This is a genomic window from Mucilaginibacter gracilis (assembly GCF_003633615.1).
Classification (GTDB): Bacteria; Bacteroidota; Bacteroidia; order Sphingobacteriales; family Sphingobacteriaceae; genus Mucilaginibacter; species Mucilaginibacter gracilis.
Window position 1 is genome coordinate 5,751,047 of sequence record NZ_RBKU01000001.1, and the last position, 17,986, is coordinate 5,769,032.

Below are 17,986 nucleotides of genomic sequence, written 5' to 3' on the forward strand. Positions count from 1 at the left end.
ATACATAAAAACTTAATTAACCGAATCTATTTAATTTTGAAAAAGCTCTCTATCATTATACCGGCCTATAACGAATCGGCCACGATAAGCATCATCCTCAAACGTGTTGCAGATGCCGAACTAACCAATGGCATCACTAAAGAAATTATTGTTGTTGACGATTGCTCAAAAGATGATACCATACAGTTGGTACAGGCTTTTAGCGAGCAGCATGGTGTGCAAATTATGCTGTTGCAACAAGCCATTAACCAGGGTAAGGGCGCGGCCATAAGGCGCGGCTTTAGCCAGGCTACCGGCGATTATTGCGTTGTACAGGATGCCGACTTGGAATACGACCCGGATGAGTATCAAAACCTGCTGAAGCCGGTTTTAAAGGCCGACGCCGATGTGGTGTACGGCTCGCGCTTTATGGGCGATAAGCCACACCGTATTTTGTTTTTTTGGCACAGTATAGGTAACGCCGTGTTAACCTTTTTATCAAACATGTTTACCAATTTAAACCTAACCGATATGGAAACGTGTTATAAACTGATACGTACCTCCATATTACAGCAAATTATACTGGAAGAAAACCGTTTTGGCTTTGAGCCCGAAATTACAGCCAAAATAGCGCGCATACCCGGCATAAAAATATACGAGGTTGGTATATCCTACTACGGCCGCACCTATGCCGAGGGCAAAAAAATAAACTGGAAAGATGGTGTAAGGGCAATTTGGTGCATATTAAAATACAATGTTTTTAAAAGCAAGTAAACGCCACCTTGTTGTGTTGGCCGTTGTTTTAACGCTTACGGTTATTGCCGGTATATTAATTGTTATCTGCCCGCCGGGCCTCTATCCCGATCCGGGTGCGGGCTTCCAGGTAATGCGCAGCATGATGATGGGTGGCGGTTTTAACCTCTCTATCACCCCAAGCCAGGCCAATATATTGCAAAACACAACAACGTTTTTAACCTGGTGGTCGCCGGGGCAGTACCTTTTGCCTTATGGTTTTAAAGTTGGCTTAGGTGTTAACATGGGCCAATCGGCGGCGCTAACGGTTTTGTTTTGCGATGTGCTGGGCATATTTGGTTTTTATAATTTTTTTCGCAAAGTTGGGTTTTCGCACATCGTGGCAGCTTTAAGTGTTGGTGTTATAGCAAGCCAGCAGTTTTACGTTATCCCTTATGTATTTTATAACGGTGGCGAAACTTTGCTTTTTGGCTTTTTGGGCTGGTATTTATACGGCTGTTTTAGCTTTGGCAAAATTAACTGGCAGCTAATAACCTTTGTGCTACTCACCGGCTGGATTGGTTTTTTTTGTAAGTCGGCCTTTTTATGGATGTATGCTTCGGGCTTGTTTTGTTTATGGTTTAACCTGTCGTCAAACAAAATGCAGCTTTGGAACTGGATAAAAAACGGAATAGTTTTGGCCATCCCCGCTGCTATATCCTTGCTTGTTATCAGTAAGCTATATCTATCCAGGGGCGGTAACCCCGCTTCCCAGTCGCCGGGTTTCCGCTTTAGTTTAGAGGCTTTGGCTTTCCCGCTGGGCTCCCCCCTACTCTCCGGTTTCTCTGTCGACGAATTATCGCACGGCCTCATCAACCATCAAGACCCACCTATTTTTAATGCTACCCAAAGCATGGTAGTTTTATTGCTAACGGCTTTGTTGAGTATTGCATTGTTTGCAGCTATTTTACGTTTTGTACCACACCGTAAATATAAAGTAGCGGTGTGCGGCTTTTATGGCATGGCTGTTTTGTTTTTTGTGTACGTGTTTTTAAAGCAACTCAATATATCATACGAGGCCAGGCATTTCCGTATTGTAGGTTTGTTGTTTATACCCGGGGCACTTTACTTAATTATGCAGCTTAAACCGGTATTTAAGTACGCCTTTTTGCTATTGTGGATAGCTGTTGGCTTTACAACCGTTAAGTTTTTTATTTACGGCTACAAATATAACAGCCAGGTTAGCGCGCACGGACCATCGGGCTTTTCGCAGGAGTTTATTGACAGGCCCGCATTAAACTATTTGCAGCAGCTTGATAAAAACGCACCCAAGGATGCCCTATTTGTATTTACCAGTATTGATATTGGTTTGGATATTATTAACCACCGCATTATATGGCTCGAATCGCCGGAGGATATTGACAGCGATACCTATATTGCCGATAACCAGTTTAATGGCAACACCGGCCCGCTATATATTTTACTACCCGCCGTTTTTGAGAAAAATGGCAAAGCCGAAGCTTTTAAGCAATGCTTTCCGCAATACAGCAATTTTAGTATCAAAAAACTAAGTAAAGATTATATTTTGCTAAGTGGTTATTAAAAACCGCCTTTGCTGAGTAAATTGTTGCTTACGGCCTGTTAATCTCCAGCCAAAGCATATCCTTCAATTCGGCAAGGCCCTTTTGCGCTACCGACGAGATGAAGATTGTTTTTATGCCCTGTGGCAGTGTTTTTGCCATTTCCTGCTGTAGTTCCTCGTCAAGCATGTCGGCCTTGGTAATGGCCAGTACGCGGGGTTTATGGGTTAGCTCGGGGTTGTATTCGGTTAGTTCGTGCAATAGTATCCGGTATTCTTCTTTAATGTCGCGGCTGGTATCGGCGGGTATCATAAATAACAATACCGAGTTGCGCTCAATGTGGCGCAAAAATCTAAATCCTAAGCCTTTACCGGTTGATGCCCCTTCAATAATGCCCGGTATATCGGCCATTACAAACGATTTATTATCGCGATAAGCAACAATACCTAAATTGGGTACAATGGTTGTAAAGGCGTAATCGGCAATTTCGGGCTTGGCAGCCGACACTACCGATAGCAGGGTTGATTTACCCGCATTAGGGAAACCTACCAAGCCAACATCGGCCAATACCTTTAACTCCAGTATGTTCCAAACTTCCTGGCCTTCGCCGCCGGGTTGTGCAAAGCGCGGCGTTTGCTGCGTTGCCGATTTAAAGTGCCAGTTGCCTAAACCACCGCGGCCACCGCTGGTTAATATTTTGGTTTCGCCGTCTTTAGTTATCTCAAACAAAATTTCGCCGGTTTCGGCATCTTTGGCTATGGTGCCCAGGGGTACTTCTAATATTTCGTCTTTGCCGTTTTTGCCGCTGCGTAACGAGCTCCCGCCCGATTCGCCGTCGGCAGCAATAATGTGTTTACGGTATTTAAGGTGCAAGAGGGTCCAAAACTGGGCATTGCCCCTTACAATAACGTGGCCGCCACGACCGCCGTCGCCACCATCTGGGCCACCTTTGGAGGTTAAAATATCACGGTGCAAATGCGATGACCCTGCACCACCGTGACCCGAACGGCAACACACTTTTACGTAATCGACAAAATTTGAACCTTGAGACATATTGATGGTGGATTTCGGGATATACGATTTCGGATTTTGCTAATCATGAAATCGGGCAAACCGAGTTTATTATAAATGTAATTGCGAGATACCAAGCAACCGCTAACTATGCAAGGCCGATATGCCTACGTGCGGTTGCTTGGTACCTCGCAATAACAAGGAGTATTTATTGTTTTTATTTAGCTTTACACAAATCAATAACAACGCAAATGGAGTTGAATATTTCGTCAACACTACCTATGCCGTTTACGCTTTTGTATTTATGCTGGTTTTGGTAAAACTGTGCCACCGGGGCTGTTTTGCTATTGTATTCGTGAATACGTTTGCGGATAACCTCGGGGTTGGCATCATCAGGGCGGCCCGAATTTTGGCCGCGTAACAAAAGGCGGTGTTCCAATTCGTCGTCGTTAACCTGCAAGGCTACCATACTTGTTATTGCTTCGCCTTTAGAAGCCAACAGGCTATCTAAAGCTTCGGCCTGGGCCACAGTACGAGGGAAACCATCAAATATAAAGCCATTGGCATCTTTGTTGGCATCAAGCTTATTGCTTATCATACCAATAACCACAGCATCCGGAACCAACATTCCTTCGTCCATCAGTTTTTTAGCTTCCAAGCCTAATTCTGTTCCTTGTGAAATTTCGCCTCTAAGCAAATCGCCTGTTGAAAGATGTATCAACTGGTATTGGTCAATAAGTTTTTGAGATTGAGTTCCCTTACCTGCGCCTGGCGGGCCAAATAGTACTAAATTCAGCATCCTGGTGATTTAAAATTTAAAAAGTCTTTCTGCAAGATACAAAAAGACTTTAATTCAGTGCACTCGAAGGGAGTCGAACCCCTAACCTTCTGATTCGTAGTCAGATGCTCTATCCAATTGAGCTACGAGTGCTTATTTGCTTGTTTCCGTTTTATTAAGTTTTGCTTTTTTAACGGACTGCAAAAATAGACTTTTCTTTTAAAAATCAGTAAAAAAATTAAAAATTACTTTACTTTTTCTGCAATGGCTTCAAAATCAGGTAAATCAGATGCGGCTTCTAACACCTCTGCATAAATTACCTGGCCTTCTTCGTCAATAACAAAGGCTGCGCGCTTAGATACGCCCTTTAAACCGAACGCAAATTGGCTGTAAATAGCACCATAAGCGGAAGATGCATCCTTATTAAAATCAGATAATAGCGGAAACTGGTAATGTTCTTCTTCTTTAAACTTAGCCAGCGTAAAAGGCGAATCAACCGATATGCCTAATATTTGAGCGTTAAGGCCATCGTAGTAACCAAAGTTATCGCGCATGGTGCAAAGCTGGGTGGTGCAAACGCTTGTAAATGCAAACGGAAAAAAATGAAGAACTACCTTTTTGCCCTTAAAATCGGAAAGGCTAACTTCTGTACGATCGGACGATACTAATTTAAAATCGGGTGCCTGCTGGCCTATTTGGATTGACATCTAATTGTTTATATATTAAAATTCAAAACTATTAATTTGCTTTTGAAAAACTACAGGTGTTTTGTTTATTTAATGCAACGATAAAGAATATTTTCTTTCTAAAAACCAACCACTCAATGCTATTTTTATTACTTTAGAGAAAAAAGCATCTCCATGAAAACAAGTAAAAATATTTTTAGAAGGCTTGCTATAGTATTATCCATGTTTGCTGTCCATTTTTTAATGGATGTTTATAAAATTGGCATTAAAGATGGCGCTGCCACCAAAGCCAGTATTGTTAAACAGCAAAAATTAAAAAACTAATAAGCTTTTAAAGTAAATTATCTGTTTTAAATCGTTTTAAAGTTTTGCGGCCTAAATCATACGTGAGCCTGAATGCTTGCTGACTATCGCCCAGGTTACCCGGCGAGGAGTGGAAACTGATGATGAACTGGCCCGTAATGTGTTTAAACATAAAAGGCGAGTAAATAACATCTAAACGGTTATACATTGTTTTTTCGTAAAACGAATCGCCGTATTCAATATGGCTTCCCTGGCCGGCATAATACTCCTCAAACAGTGCAAATTTATGGTAGCTTATAAACGCACTGGCTACAAAGCCCTTAGGTGTTCTAAAACCATCAACACCGCGGGTTCGCTCCAGCGATAGCATACCGCCTACATCAAACCTTAACGAATCGAAAACCGTTTTGTGGCTATAATCTAAACCCATGCGTACCTGGGCGGCACCATTATCGCTAATGCCCGGCTGCGGTAAGCTAGACGAGTTACCGGCATCATGCAGCAATAAAAAGTAATGCGATAAAAAGAAGGGCCCCTTAGGGTTGGGTATGTAAGTACCGCAGGCACCAAATAAAAACTGCTCCCTTGCGGTTTCGGTTTGGCGGCTCACCCAGTCAATCCAAATGGTTTCGTAACCGTATTTGGTATGCAGGTTAGTCATTAAACCTTCCACATTGGGGCGGTAGTAGCGCAGCGTATCATTAAGCAAGGCACGCGGGTACTGCGTAAGCACACCTTCGCGCGGAAACTCGCCAATGTTAAATACCCATTTCGAGCTTTCGTAATGGTAATAGGCTATAGGGTCAACCTTTAAAAAATAGGGTTGCGCACCAAACTCGTGTATGCCGTTTACACCCACAATAAAATGGTTAAGGCTATCAAGGTTAACGCCAAAATCTAAAGTGGTGCGCGTGCCCGAGTACGTGCGCGAACGGGGCACAAATGCAGTGTACTCGCGGTTATCTAAAAAACCTAAAGCGTTAAAATGTACATCAAGGCTCCCTTGCAGGGTATCTTGCCTGCTTTGTGCAAACAAACCTGTTGTTAATAAAATAGCGGCCGAAAAAAGGTAGATAAAATGTTTATTCATATTGGCGGTAAGATTACAAAAAACACCGCGAAAACACAACCAAATTAACTTACCAACTAAGCGTGCTTTGCCACAATACCGTAAAAATTACTTTAAGCAGTTGGCCCTTCGTTCACATTAAAAATCGGTATAAATATTACGGAACGAGCTGCGCAGGCCAAATGTAATTAAGCTGGTTTTACTGTTAAGCATGCTATTGGTTTCGTTACGGTAAAGGCCCCCTAACTCCAGGCGCAGGTTGTATTTGGGGTTTAAAAGGTACGATACTTTGGCTTGCGCGTAATAAAAATTGGTGCGCAGGCCCTGGCCGGTAAAATTACCTGTGGTATAGGGTGCGGTGGTATAGGGTTCAAAAATATTGCCTCCGTAATTTAAGCCATTCATATCCAGGCCGTAGTAGGCGTAGTTAAGCTGGCCCTGCAAATCAAACCTGCCGATAGAATAATTAAGTATACCTAACCATTCGCGAAAGTTGGCGCCAAAGGGATGGCCAAGGGGCTCGGCATACTGCGAAAAATTGCCAATGGCGCGGGTTTCGGTAAAAGTATAGGGTTTGGCGGTATTGTATTCAAAAAGGTAATTAAAGCTTTTAACTTTAAATAAATCAGCTCCGCGCAAACCCAATTGCCAGCCGTATTTATTGCGTGGGCTGCCGTCGCTGCTAAAAAAATCTTTCGCCTGAAATTCGCCCAAAGCAAACTGACCGTAGATGATGGTTTTATCAACCACCTTGTATTTGCCTGTAAAGCCCAGCGTTGCCTTATCCGGCGATCCGTTGCTGGCTTCCAATGGCCTTAAAAATATAAAAGGGTTGAGGTAGGTATAATCAAAGCCGCGTTTGTGCCCCTGGTCGTCGGCATCGGCAGATATGATGGAATCAAAAAAGCCTAACGATACGCGGTTGCTCACGTTCCAATCTACATAATGGAAATAGCCCCACTTTAAGCGGTTATCGCTGCTGCCTGGTATTTTGGGTGCATTAGGGTCTTCAAATTGGGCATACATGGCCATGTAGCGCACCGCTCCCAGCGTAAAAGTTATTTTTGCGAAGGGGTATGGCGAGGCATAGTCTGATAATAGCATCGAGCGGTATCCGTCGCCAATAAAGGTTTTATCTTGCCCAACGGTAAAGTTTACGTACTTAACGGGTGTGTACGACAGCAAAAACGTATAGTACGACCAATTGGTTACACTGCTGCCCCTATTAGTTACCCGGGTTTGGCCCGATACTACGCCGGTGGTATTTGCATAATCTGTTAAATAACCCGGCAAGGCCGAGCGGTTATTGTAGCCGCTGCCATAAAAGTAAAATTTTGACCCTATGGTGCCGCCAACCTGGTAACCCAGTGTAGTGAGCCAGGTAGTTTTTTGTCCCGAAAAATCCCGGCCAATTTGCAGGTCGGGCAGTATGTCGCCGTAAAGGGTGTAGCCGTTGCTTTTAACATCTAACTGGTGCTCGGCAAAAAGTTTGCGGTAACCCCAGTTTTTATTTTGAGTGTTGATGCCAATAGCCATCAACGAATCGTAGGTGTGCTTAATCAAGCTATCATCAAGCAGCGTAGGCTTAATGGTACTATGTATGCGGGTATCTTTAGAATACAGTTGGGAACTAAACTTTTGATAAAAATCAAACGAATAAGGCTGATACACCGCTTGCGCCGAAACCGTTGCCGCGTTAAGCAACATTAGCAGTAAGCTTGCCGATAGTAATTTATATTTTTTTATGGTAGAGATAAACTTCATGGTGTGATAATTAAAGCATTTAAGATACTAACCCCTATTTAAACCGCCGAACAAAAACATCCGCCGTATTAAAGCGCGCACAAGCAACGCTTGTGGTTTTATTTACAAACGGGTTAAAAATCATGATATAAATTTCTGAACGAGCTGCGTAAGCCAAAGGTTACCAGGGTTGTTTTGGTATCGGTAAGGGCGTTGGTTTCCTGGCGCAAAACGGCTCCAATTTCAAGCCGCAGGTTGTATTTGGGGTTAAGCACATAAGCTACCGTACCCTCGGCATATTTTAAGGTTGTTGCTATACCCTGGCCCGTACCGGTGTTTGATGCGGGCAGCAACGCGTTATCGGCTATGGTTATATCTTTCCCATAATTTACGGTGGCTGTATTGAGGCCATATTTGGCATAATTAAGCTGGCCCTGTAAATCAAACCTGCCAATGGTATAATTCATTATACCCAATACCTCTTTAAAGTTGGCTCCAAAAGGATGCGCCAGGGGCTCGTTAAACTGCGAATAGTTAACAATGGGGTATTGGCTGGAGTAGGTATATGGCGATGCGGTATTGTATTCAAAAAGGTAATTAAGGCTGTTTACTTTTAACAGATCGGCTCCGCGAAAACCTATCTGGAAGGCATTGCGCGCGCCGGTATTACCCGTAGAGGGCGATTGATCAAACATCAACTGCCCGTAAACGGTGGTTTTATCAAATACTTTGTATTTGGCGTTAAATCCCGCAAGGGTATGATCGGGTATTGATGACGACGGGCCCAAACTGCGCATAAAAAAAATCGGATTCACGTAGTTAACATCAAAACCGTGGCGGTTTCCCTGGTCGTCGGTTTCGGCGGCTATCAGGGCGTTAAAAAAGCCCAGCGAGGCGCGGTTGGTAATGTTCCAGTCGATGTAATGGAAAGCTGCCCAGGTACGGCGGTAATCTGCACCGCTGGGGTTATTGTCAAATCTGGGAGCCTGTTGGTTATCCATATAGGCCCAAATGGCGGTATATTGCACATGTTTACCCAAATCGATAGAGAACCTGAGCAATGGGTAAGCCGGCGCATAATCGGATATTAATACCGATCGGTAACCATCGCCAATAAATATTTTATCCTGCCCAAGTGCTATGCTTATGTGTTTATTGGGCGCAAAGCCCAGCATAGCCGTTGTGTACGACCAATCGCTGCTGCCCTTTACCTGGCTGTTGCCGTTGGCCGTTCTGTCGTAAGATTGCGAAGGAATCATGCCGGTTTTGGTGATGTAGTTTGTTACATAATTGGCAAACTTGCCCTGGTTTTCAAACCCGCTGGTGTAGAAAAAAAACTTGCTGCCAATAGTGCCGCCAATTTGGTAGCCACGGGTGTTTATATTGGTGCTGCGGCTATCGTTAAACTCGCGGCCAAAGCCAAAATCGGTAATGTAATCCAGGTAAAAAGTGTAATCCTTGTTTTTTACCTCGGCTACGTGACCGGTAAACAGCACATGGTTAAGCCAGCTTTTTTTAGAATTATCAACGTTGTTGAGCATCAGCGAATCGTATTGATTTCTAACCGAACTCGAATCGGCAATAAAGTATGGCTTTAAAGCCGTATGCTGTGCCGATTGCGGCGAATACACATTTTTGTTTAGTTTTTGATAAAACTGGTAGCTGTAAGGCTGGTAAATTAGTTGCGCAAAGCCCTGAGCGCCAGTTAGCAGTATTATTAAAAGCGTAAAAAGGAATATCCCCTTTTTAGGGTTAGGGTAAATATATTTCATGCAGAAATGTTAATGTGTACAGATATTACAAAAACCGCAACAAGCAAAAACCGGTTTTGTTGTAAAACTACAAATTTTGCTTTGCATGTTAATATTACGTTGTTTAAAAAACGCATTGCGCTGGCTTAACAAGTATTTTTTTGCCGAGGTAATTTAAAACTCCGGCTATCATTTGTATCTTGCTTTTTTTTATCCGTACCACATCATGAAAAAACAATTTTGCTGCCTTGCCGCTGTGGCTCTTTTACTATTTGTTAACCATAGCAATGCGCAGCGCAGGCGTCGTGGCGCTAATCCTAACGATACCATTTCATCGCGCTATGTACCGTCTGATTTATTTTCGCCACTCTTTTACACCGAACGCGGTAACGATTACCACGCCGCCAACGGCGCGCCGGGTATAAAGTATTGGCAAAACCGGGTTGACTATACCATTAAAGCCAACCTTGATACCGTAAAAAAAACAATCAGCGCAAGCGAAACCATTAATTATACCAACAATAGCCCCGATGAGCTTAAATACCTGTGGGTACAGCTCGATCAAAATACTTACCGCACAGATGCCCGCTCAAACCTAACCACCGGTAACGCCGCGCAACAGCATACCGATGGCTACGAGTTTGAATATGTAGCGATAATGCTCAATGGCAAAGCCACCAAAGTGCCATATATAGTAAACGATACCCGTATGCAAATACGCCTGCCGCAGGGTGTTAAACCGGGCGGTGGTAAAATAAGCGTGCTTATTAATTACCACTACGCTATACCCGGTAGTTTTGGCGGACGCACCGATTATGTTGACACCAAAAACGGCAAGATATACGAAATAGCACAATGGTTTCCGCGGATGTGTGTTTATGATGATACCCACGGCTGGGACACCTTGCCGTTTTTAGGCAGCGGCGAATTTTATTTGGAGTATGGCGATATTGATTACTCGGTTACCGTGCCCTGGGATATGATAGTGGCCGGTAGTGGCTTACTGCTTAACCCGCAGCAGGTATTAACCGCCAAACAGCAAAGCCGCTGGCAAACCGCTAAAGGCAGCGATAAAACTGTGATGATAATTTCGCCCGATGAGGTTGGCAAACCAGCGTCGCGCCCGGTAAATAAGGGTACGCTAACCTGGCACTTTAAAATGCAAAACACCCGCGATGTGGCCTTTGGCGCATCAAGGGCTTTTATTTGGGATGCTGCACGGGTTAATTTACCGGCGGGTAAAAAAACAATGGCCATGTCGGTTTACCCGGTTGAGAGTGCGGGTACCGACGCCTGGGGCCGCGCAACCGAATATTTAAAGGGCTCGATAGAGTATTTTTCGGCCAAATGGTTTGTGTACCCCTACCCCAATGCCATTAACGAGGCCGGTATTGCGGGGGGCATGGAATACCCCGGAATTGTTTTTGACGGCATAACCGATAAAGGCAAGGAGCTATTTTGGGTAACCGCGCACGAGATTGGCCACAACTGGTTCCCGATGATAGTTGGCAGCAACGAACGCCGCTTTGCCTGGATGGACGAAGGTTTTAACACCTTTATTGATGTGTATTGCAGCGATGTTTTTAACAAAGGCGAGTACGCGCCCAAGCGCGATGGCGAATATGCCCCCGGCGGCGGCAACCCTGCTGATGAAATTGTCCCGACCATTATTGACCCCAATGCGCCAAGTATTATGACGGCTGCCGACGCCATAAGCGAAAAATACCGCCATCCCATAGCCTATTTTAAACCTGCCTTTGGTTTAATTTTACTGCGCGAACAAATTTTAGGTAAAGACAGGTTTGATTATGCTTTTCGCGATTACATCCACAACTGGGCCTACAAGCACCCCACGCCCGATGATTTTTTCCGCTCGATGGATAACGGCGCGGGCGAGGATTTAAGCTGGTTTTGGAAAGGCTGGTTTTACAACAACTGGAAACTTGACCTGGCCATTATAGATGCCAAATACATTGACGCCACCGACGTTAAAAAAGGCCTGCGCATTACCATAGCCAATAAAGAAGCCATGGCCATGCCTTTTACCCTGCAAGTTAAATACCAAGACGGCAGCAAACAAAGCCTCAAATTCCCGGTAGAAACCTGGCTGAAGGATAAAGCAGTAACCATAACCTTCCCAAGCGATAAGGATGTGTTAAGCGTGGATATTGACCCCGATGCAGCGTTGCCGGATGTGAACAGGGGGAATAATCATTTTGGGATGAAGTAGGGATGCGTCAACATTGATAATTTACTTAGCGTCATCGAGGCACTAAGCAATCTCTAAACGATGCAGAGAAACCTGCTTAGCGGATCTGCCTGTGTACAGATTGCTTAGTGCCTCGATGACGCGTAAATAGAATGTCACTCCGCTTATTGACGGGTGTAAGTTATAGCATCGGTTTGAGATACAAATGGGTTTGTACCGGCAGATAAAGTAGTATATGTTTGAACCATAGTATTATTATCTGTGAATGTAAGATCCTCGTTATGGGATCCCAAACCGTCAACTACTTTTATCGTTTTGTTGGAATTAATGAAACTATATGTTGCAGATTGAAGATTAGAACCACCCGATTGGGTATTAACTGTTATACTAATACCCGAAACAGAGTATACATAGTATGTTCCAGAGGCATTAATAACAATTCCAGTTTGCCTGGATGTTTCCGTGCCCGATGCGTTAAAATAAACAGTCAATTTTGTACCCTGTTTCCATTTGCCAACAATTAATGATGGATAATCGGACGCTGATATAGATGTAGTTGTGGTGCCAGTGTCCGAGTTATTTTTTTTGCAGCTACTTATTAAAAACAGGATAACGAAAAAGTAAAGTATTTTTTTATTCATATGATATATTTTTCAAGCAAATATAATCTTTTTTTCGATTGGAGCAACCATGTTAAACTTCAACATCATTAATCAAATTAGCAATCAAAGCGCTCCAGCCGGTTTGGTGGCTTGCGCCGAGGCCGTTGCTGTCGTCGCCATGGAAGTATTCGTAATAAAGTATCAGGTCGGCGTTTTCGGGTTTTTTATAAAACGCCTGGTGCGCTTTGCTGTGTAAGGGGCGGGCGCCGGTTTCGTCGGCTTCAAAGGTTGAAATGAGGCGGCGGCTTAACTCGTTGGCTATTTGGCCCAGGGTTAGTTTTTTAATGCCGTCGTCGGTAGGGAAGTTAAACTGCTTTTCGTCGCCATAAAACTCATAGTATTTTTTAAGCGAGTTAATTAAAATAAAATTCATGGGCATCCATATTGGGCCGCGCCAGTTGGAGTTACCTCCAAACAGGTTGGTGGTCGAGTCGCCGGGTTCATACTTAATCGAATAGTCGCGGCCATCAATATTGGCGGTGTAAGGGTTAGCTTCATGAAACTTAGAAAGTGCGCGCACACCACCTTTCGCCAAAAATTCGCTCTCGTCGCATAAGCGTTCAAGCAGCTTTTCCAATCGTTCAAATGGCACAAGCGAAAGCAATATCTTGCTTTTGCCATCATCGTGTATAGGTAAAAACAGCTTGTGCTGGCTGCGGTATTTGTTTAGCCAGGCGGCGCGTTTACTAAAATCTTTAAGCAGGGCAAGCCTGTCGTAATCCACTACCGATACGGCAAACATAGAGGTTAAACCCACCAGCGACCGTACCTTTAAATGGTAGGTGCCGTTGTGCATGCGTAGGGTATCGTAAAAAAAGGCGTCCTCATCGTTCCACAGGCCAAGCTCGTTAAGTGCCTCGGCTATTAAAACAAAATGCTCGTAAAATTTAAGTGCCATATCCTCAAAAGCATCATCGTGGACAGATATTTCGAGGGCAATATCCATCATGTTGAGGGCAAAGGTTCCCATCCAGCTTGTACCGTCAACCTGGTCTAATACGGCATCTTTTATGGGGCTGCTGCGGTCAAAAACACCAATATTATCAAGGCCCAAAAAGCCACCGGCAAATATATTGTTGCCGTTAACATCTTTACGGTTGGCCCACCAGGTAAAGTTGATGATGAGTTTTTGGAACACCCGCTTTAAAAACCGCAAATCGCCAACACCTTTTTTCTCCTTTTCAATGCGGTACACCTGTAAGGCGGCCCAGGCTTGTATGGGTGGGTTAACGTCGCTAAAATTCCATTCGTAGGCGGGTACCTGCCCTTCGGGGTTCATGTACCATTCGCGCATAATCAATATGAGCTGGTTTTTTGCAAACTCGGGGTCAATCATAGCCATGGGCACACAGTGGAATGCCAAATCCCAGGCGGCATACCATGGATATTCCCATTTATCGGGCATTGATATTACATCCTGGTTGTTTAAATACTTCCAGTTGCCGTTGCGCCCATTTGGCCTGGTTAATAACGATGGATCGGAACTTTTGCTGGTGCGGTGCCACTCGCGGGTATCATAATGGTAATATTGCTTATTCCATAGTAAGCCGGCAAAGGCCTGCCGTTGTATGTTGGCAAATTCGGGCGTAGCATTTGCAGGGAGCAAGTTACTGTAAAAATCGTCGGCCTCTTGCTTACGCAAATTAAACAGTGCTTCAAAATCATGACCTATGGCATTTTCAACCGGCTCTTTACTGAGCCGCATAAATATTTTTTTACTCTGTTGAGGCCTTATGGTGTATTTATAAACAGGGGCAAATTTGGTACCTATATTTTTTGCGGCCAGTTCGTCAATATTATCGCCATCAATAATAGCTTCGTGAAAGGCATCTTTAACAAAAACGCTTTCGTTGGGCTGCCTGTATATGCGCGCCTTGTTAGTTTCGTTTTCGGTAAATAACGATTTATCGCAATCCTGAAAGTAAAAATAATAATCGCCAATAATGTAATGGCTTGCTTTAACGCTGTTATCATCAAGGCGCGTTATACTGGGTTTGGGTTTAGCCTTGTCGGTTTGCCAGTAATTAAAAAACCAAAGTGTGGGCAGCACAGTAATATCGGCGCTAAGCTGGCCCCGGTTAATAATTTCGATACAAATCTGTATATCTTCGGCATTTTGCTTGGCGTAGGTAATAAAAACATCAAAATAGCGGTCGTTATCAAACACGTTGGTATCCAGTATCTCGTATTCAGGTTCTTGTTTTGAGCGGTGCATGTTTACGCTCACCAGCTCATCATAAGGGTAACCGGTTTGCGGGTACTTGTATAAATATTTCATGTAATAATGCGATGGTACATTATCCAGATAGTAATACAATTCTTTAACGTCCTCGCCATGGTTTCCCTGGCCGTTGGGTAAACCAAACAGGCGTTCTTTTAAAATGGGGTCTTTACCGTTCCATAGGGCAACGGCAAAGCAAAGGCGCTGAAAGTAGTCGGATATGCCGGCCAAGCCATCTTCGCCCCAGCGGTAGGCGCGGCTTCGGGCCTGGTCGTGAGTGAAGTGCCCCCAGGCATCGCCGTTGTTACTATAGTCTTCGCGCACGGTTGCCCATTGGCGCTCGCTAACATACGGCCCCCAATGTTCTAACGGAACTGCCTTGAGGGCGTTTTCTTCTAATCGGGTTTGCTCTGCGTTTTTAGCGGTGTTTGCCATATTTTATTGAGCACTAATAATGCTGTTTTGCAAAATTGCTTTTCAAATTATAAAGTAAGTGATTTATTAATTATCAAATTGTTAAAAATTAAGCGCATTTTACAACATGTTTTGTAAATTTCATGGTTTAAATTTGGCACCCTTTGGGTTGGTTATTATTTAATACTTAAGTAACATATTACATATTAAGTTATTACAATTAAAATAAAAGCGTTGCTTTAATATAAATTTTGAAATTTAATATTTAAACTTGTAATGCAAATAGACTAACGTTTATAGAATAGAATTTTACTTTTACCATATTTTAACTGACAACATTTTGGCGCTTCCGAAGAAGTGTGTACTTGTGTACACCCTTAATTTGCTGTGCGTTTTTGCGGCCCTTGCACAGCACAAAGGCAATCAAATAAAGGGACATATAAACGATACCGAAAACCATGCAATAGCATCAGCCTCGGTATACTTATTAGCCCTTGTCGACTCATCTGTGGTTAAATTTTTGGTAACTGATAAAAATGGGCAGTTTAATTTTCAAAATGTTGATCCCGGTAAATATATAGTTAGCGTTACCGGGGTAGGGTTCAAAAAAATCATTTCGGTTCCTATTATTTTCGACGGCAGCCTTATTGTTGATTTAGGCATAATACGCCTGCCAAAAGGCAGCACTAAGTTAGGCGAGGTGGTAATAACCGCCAATAAGGGTTTTGCTGATACCCGTACCGATAAAACTACACTCAACATTAGTAACAGCTACTTTTTTACCGGCAGCAACGCGTTGGAGGTTTTAAATAAATTGCCGGGTGTAAAGGTTGATAATGGCGATAACGTATCGTTAAACGGCCGGTCGGACGTGCTGGTTACCATTGATAATAAGCCTACTTACCTATCCGGAAGCGCACTTGCCGACCTTTTGCGAGGCACCCCAGGTGCCATGATTGATAAAGTTGAACTGATAAGCAACCCAAACTCTAGCTACGATGCCGCGGGCACCGGCGGTGTAATTAATATAAAAATGCTGCGCGATAAAACCATGGGCATAAACGCCCAGCTAACCGGCGGATTAGGACAGGCGCAGTTCTCGGGTGGGCAATACTCGGCGGCTCAAAACATGGCGGGTATCAATTTTAATTATCGCAGCAAGCGGTTAAATATTTTCGGCGCCGGTTTTTACAGCAATACACCAGCTTACAAATTGATAGTAACTGATAGGACAGACACCTATTACGATAAAACCGACCAAATTGGCACCAACCTTTTTATTAACCAGCGGCGCACCACCAATAATTTTAGGATAGGAGCCGATTATACCATCAGCCCCAAACAAACCATAGGCTTTTTAATAAGCGAGGTTATTACCAGCCAAAATGGCCCTAAAAACATCCAATCCACGGTTTCTGATCATGGCGTTATCGATTCTACCATATCAACCACATCATCACTAAAAAAGCGGCAAACAACCCTGGGCTATAATTTAAATTACAGTGCCAGCATTAGTAAAAGTTCGCAATTAACCTTAAACGGCAATTACATTAACTATAACCGGGCGTTTGACGAATATTTTAAAAGTGACTATTTTTTAAGTAGCAGCACTACGCCTTATCGTACTTTACTGCTGCAAAACACTTCGCCTTTAAACTATGATGTATTGGTTTTTAGCGGCAACTATCATTTGGATGTTAATAGTGCCAATAATTTTACCACAGGGTTTAAGGCAGGTAAAACAAAAATGAATAACACATCGGCCTTTGGCACTTTAGTTAATAACGTTTATACACCTTACGCTGGTTTTACAGGTACATTTAATTACACCGAAAGCGTTAATGCTGCGTATGTTGACTATAACCATGTGTTTAATAAGCGCACCAATATTGAGTTTGGCGCAAGGCTGGAGCAAACCTTAGCCGAAGGTATAACCTCAAATACGGGCGAAGATTACCATAATAATTATTACGGTTTTTTCCCTAACTTAAAATTAAACCATACTATTAACAGCAATAACGAATTGCAATTGGGCTATGGCCGCCGCATATACCGCCCAAAATACGAGGAACTTAACCCCCTGCTGCTTTACAGCGACCAATACAACTACCAAATAGGCAACCAATATTTAAAGCCATACTACTCTAACCTGGTTGAGCTTAAGCATGTTTATAAAAATGAAATTATAACGGCATTAAGTTTTGAGGCTATTAGCGGCTTTTCGCAGGTGGTATATATGCAGGGTAATACTACGCAGGTAAGTATTTTAAAAAAAATAAATTTAGGTAACCGTTACAATTACGGTATTCATTTTTTAGCCCCTGTTAACTTTACCAAATGGTATCATGTTGATTTTGATGTTAACATGCTGTATCAGCAATACACAGGTACATCTGTATTGGGCGATTTAAATAGCAGCAGCCCCGATGTTACGTTTAAAATATTTCAGCATTTTAAATTGCCTTTTGGCACACAGTTAGATTTTAATGGCTATTACGAAGCCCCTACCACATACGGCATTTACCAGTACAAAGCCGAATATTATGTATACGGGGGCATCACTAAAAGTGTGTTAAAAAAACAAGGCTCGGTACATTTGCAGGTTGATGGCATATTTAATTGGGATAAAAATATATATACCTCGCATTACCAAAATTTAAATTTAAGTGGCACCCAAATTGATAAATTTAGAGCTATTACGCTTAGCTTTACCTATGCTTTAGGCAAAAAAACGGTTACGGCAGCGCGCAAAAAAAGCAACGAAGCCGCCGAAGAACAAGGCCGCATGGCCGGCGCAAACTAAAAACAGGATACACACCCGTGGGTATATATCCTGCTCAATTAAAAA

The 17,986-nt window shown here is 43.3% G+C and carries 13 protein-coding genes and 1 tRNA gene; 5 read left to right on the forward strand and 9 right to left on the reverse strand.

Annotated elements, in window-relative coordinates:
• The first annotated feature begins 36 nt into the window (after positions 1-36).
• On the forward strand, positions 37-753 hold the full coding sequence (locus BDD43_RS25590; RefSeq protein WP_121201011.1) for a glycosyltransferase family 2 protein: 717 nt from the start codon (positions 37-39) through the stop codon (positions 751-753).
• A complete protein-coding gene (locus tag BDD43_RS25595; RefSeq protein WP_121201013.1) occupies positions 734-2,314 on the forward strand; it encodes a hypothetical protein in 1,581 nt (526 codons plus the stop codon). Before BDD43_RS25590 ends, BDD43_RS25595 begins: the two co-directional genes overlap by 20 nt.
• A 28-nt stretch (positions 2,315-2,342) precedes the next feature.
• Here BDD43_RS25595 and obgE read toward each other — a convergent pair whose 3' ends face one another.
• The 4 genes from obgE to BDD43_RS25615 all read right to left on the reverse strand — a co-directional run bounded on the left by obgE (position 2,343) and on the right by BDD43_RS25615 (position 4,787).
• Positions 2,343-3,344 carry a GTPase ObgE gene (obgE, locus tag BDD43_RS25600; protein ID WP_121201015.1) on the reverse strand — a complete coding sequence of 334 codons (1,002 nt, stop codon included), beginning with the start codon at positions 3,342-3,344 and terminating at the stop codon, positions 2,343-2,345.
• Between the two features lie 175 nt (positions 3,345-3,519).
• The gene (locus BDD43_RS25605; protein ID WP_121201017.1) at positions 3,520-4,101 is read right to left on the reverse strand and encodes an adenylate kinase; all 582 of its coding nucleotides are present in this window, start codon (positions 4,099-4,101) and stop codon (positions 3,520-3,522) included.
• A 58-nt stretch (positions 4,102-4,159) separates the two neighbouring features.
• Positions 4,160-4,233, reverse strand: a tRNA-Arg gene (locus tag BDD43_RS25610).
• Positions 4,234-4,325: 92 nt separating this feature from the next.
• Positions 4,326-4,787, reverse strand: a complete 462-nt coding sequence (locus BDD43_RS25615; RefSeq protein WP_121201019.1) for a redoxin domain-containing protein — start codon at positions 4,785-4,787, stop codon at positions 4,326-4,328.
• A gap of 153 nt (positions 4,788-4,940) precedes the next feature.
• Between BDD43_RS25615 and BDD43_RS30260 the strand changes: the two genes are divergently transcribed.
• Positions 4,941-5,090, forward strand: a complete 150-nt coding sequence (locus tag BDD43_RS30260; RefSeq protein ID WP_162847166.1) for a hypothetical protein — start codon at positions 4,941-4,943, stop codon at positions 5,088-5,090.
• 7 nt (positions 5,091-5,097) lie between these two features.
• Here BDD43_RS30260 and BDD43_RS25620 read toward each other — a convergent pair whose 3' ends face one another.
• From BDD43_RS25620 to BDD43_RS25630, 3 genes are all read right to left on the reverse strand, one after another.
• Entirely contained in the window at positions 5,098-6,159 is a 1,062-nt protein-coding gene (locus BDD43_RS25620) for a hypothetical protein (RefSeq protein ID WP_121201021.1), read from the reverse strand.
• 117 nt (positions 6,160-6,276) lie between these two features.
• Positions 6,277-7,902 carry a gliding motility protein RemB gene (locus tag BDD43_RS25625; RefSeq protein WP_121201023.1) on the reverse strand — a complete coding sequence of 542 codons (1,626 nt, stop codon included), beginning with the start codon at positions 7,900-7,902 and terminating at the stop codon, positions 6,277-6,279.
• A 113-nt stretch (positions 7,903-8,015) separates the two neighbouring features.
• Entirely contained in the window at positions 8,016-9,653 is a 1,638-nt protein-coding gene (locus tag BDD43_RS25630) for a gliding motility protein RemB (RefSeq protein ID WP_121201025.1), read from the reverse strand.
• 205 nt (positions 9,654-9,858) lie between these two features.
• On the opposite strand from BDD43_RS25630, the gene BDD43_RS25635 reads away from it, so the two are divergent.
• Positions 9,859-11,862 (forward strand): M1 family metallopeptidase, encoded by a 2,004-nt coding sequence (locus tag BDD43_RS25635; protein WP_121201027.1) that lies wholly within the window; start codon positions 9,859-9,861, stop codon positions 11,860-11,862.
• A gap of 143 nt (positions 11,863-12,005) precedes the next feature.
• On the opposite strand, the gene BDD43_RS25640 is transcribed toward BDD43_RS25635, so the two are convergent.
• A complete protein-coding gene (locus tag BDD43_RS25640) occupies positions 12,006-12,482 on the reverse strand; it encodes a hypothetical protein (protein ID WP_121201028.1) in 477 nt (158 codons plus the stop codon).
• Positions 12,483-12,534: 52 nt separating this feature from the next.
• On the reverse strand, positions 12,535-15,159 hold the full coding sequence (locus BDD43_RS25645; RefSeq protein ID WP_121201030.1) for an MGH1-like glycoside hydrolase domain-containing protein: 2,625 nt from the start codon (positions 15,157-15,159) through the stop codon (positions 12,535-12,537).
• A 319-nt stretch (positions 15,160-15,478) separates the two neighbouring features.
• Here BDD43_RS25645 and BDD43_RS25650 point away from each other — a divergent pair, with 319 nt between their 5' ends.
• Positions 15,479-17,941: a TonB-dependent receptor gene (locus BDD43_RS25650; protein ID WP_121201032.1), complete on the forward strand. Its 2,463-nt coding sequence runs from the start codon at positions 15,479-15,481 to the stop codon at positions 17,939-17,941.
• The last annotated feature ends 45 nt before the right edge of the window (positions 17,942-17,986 follow it).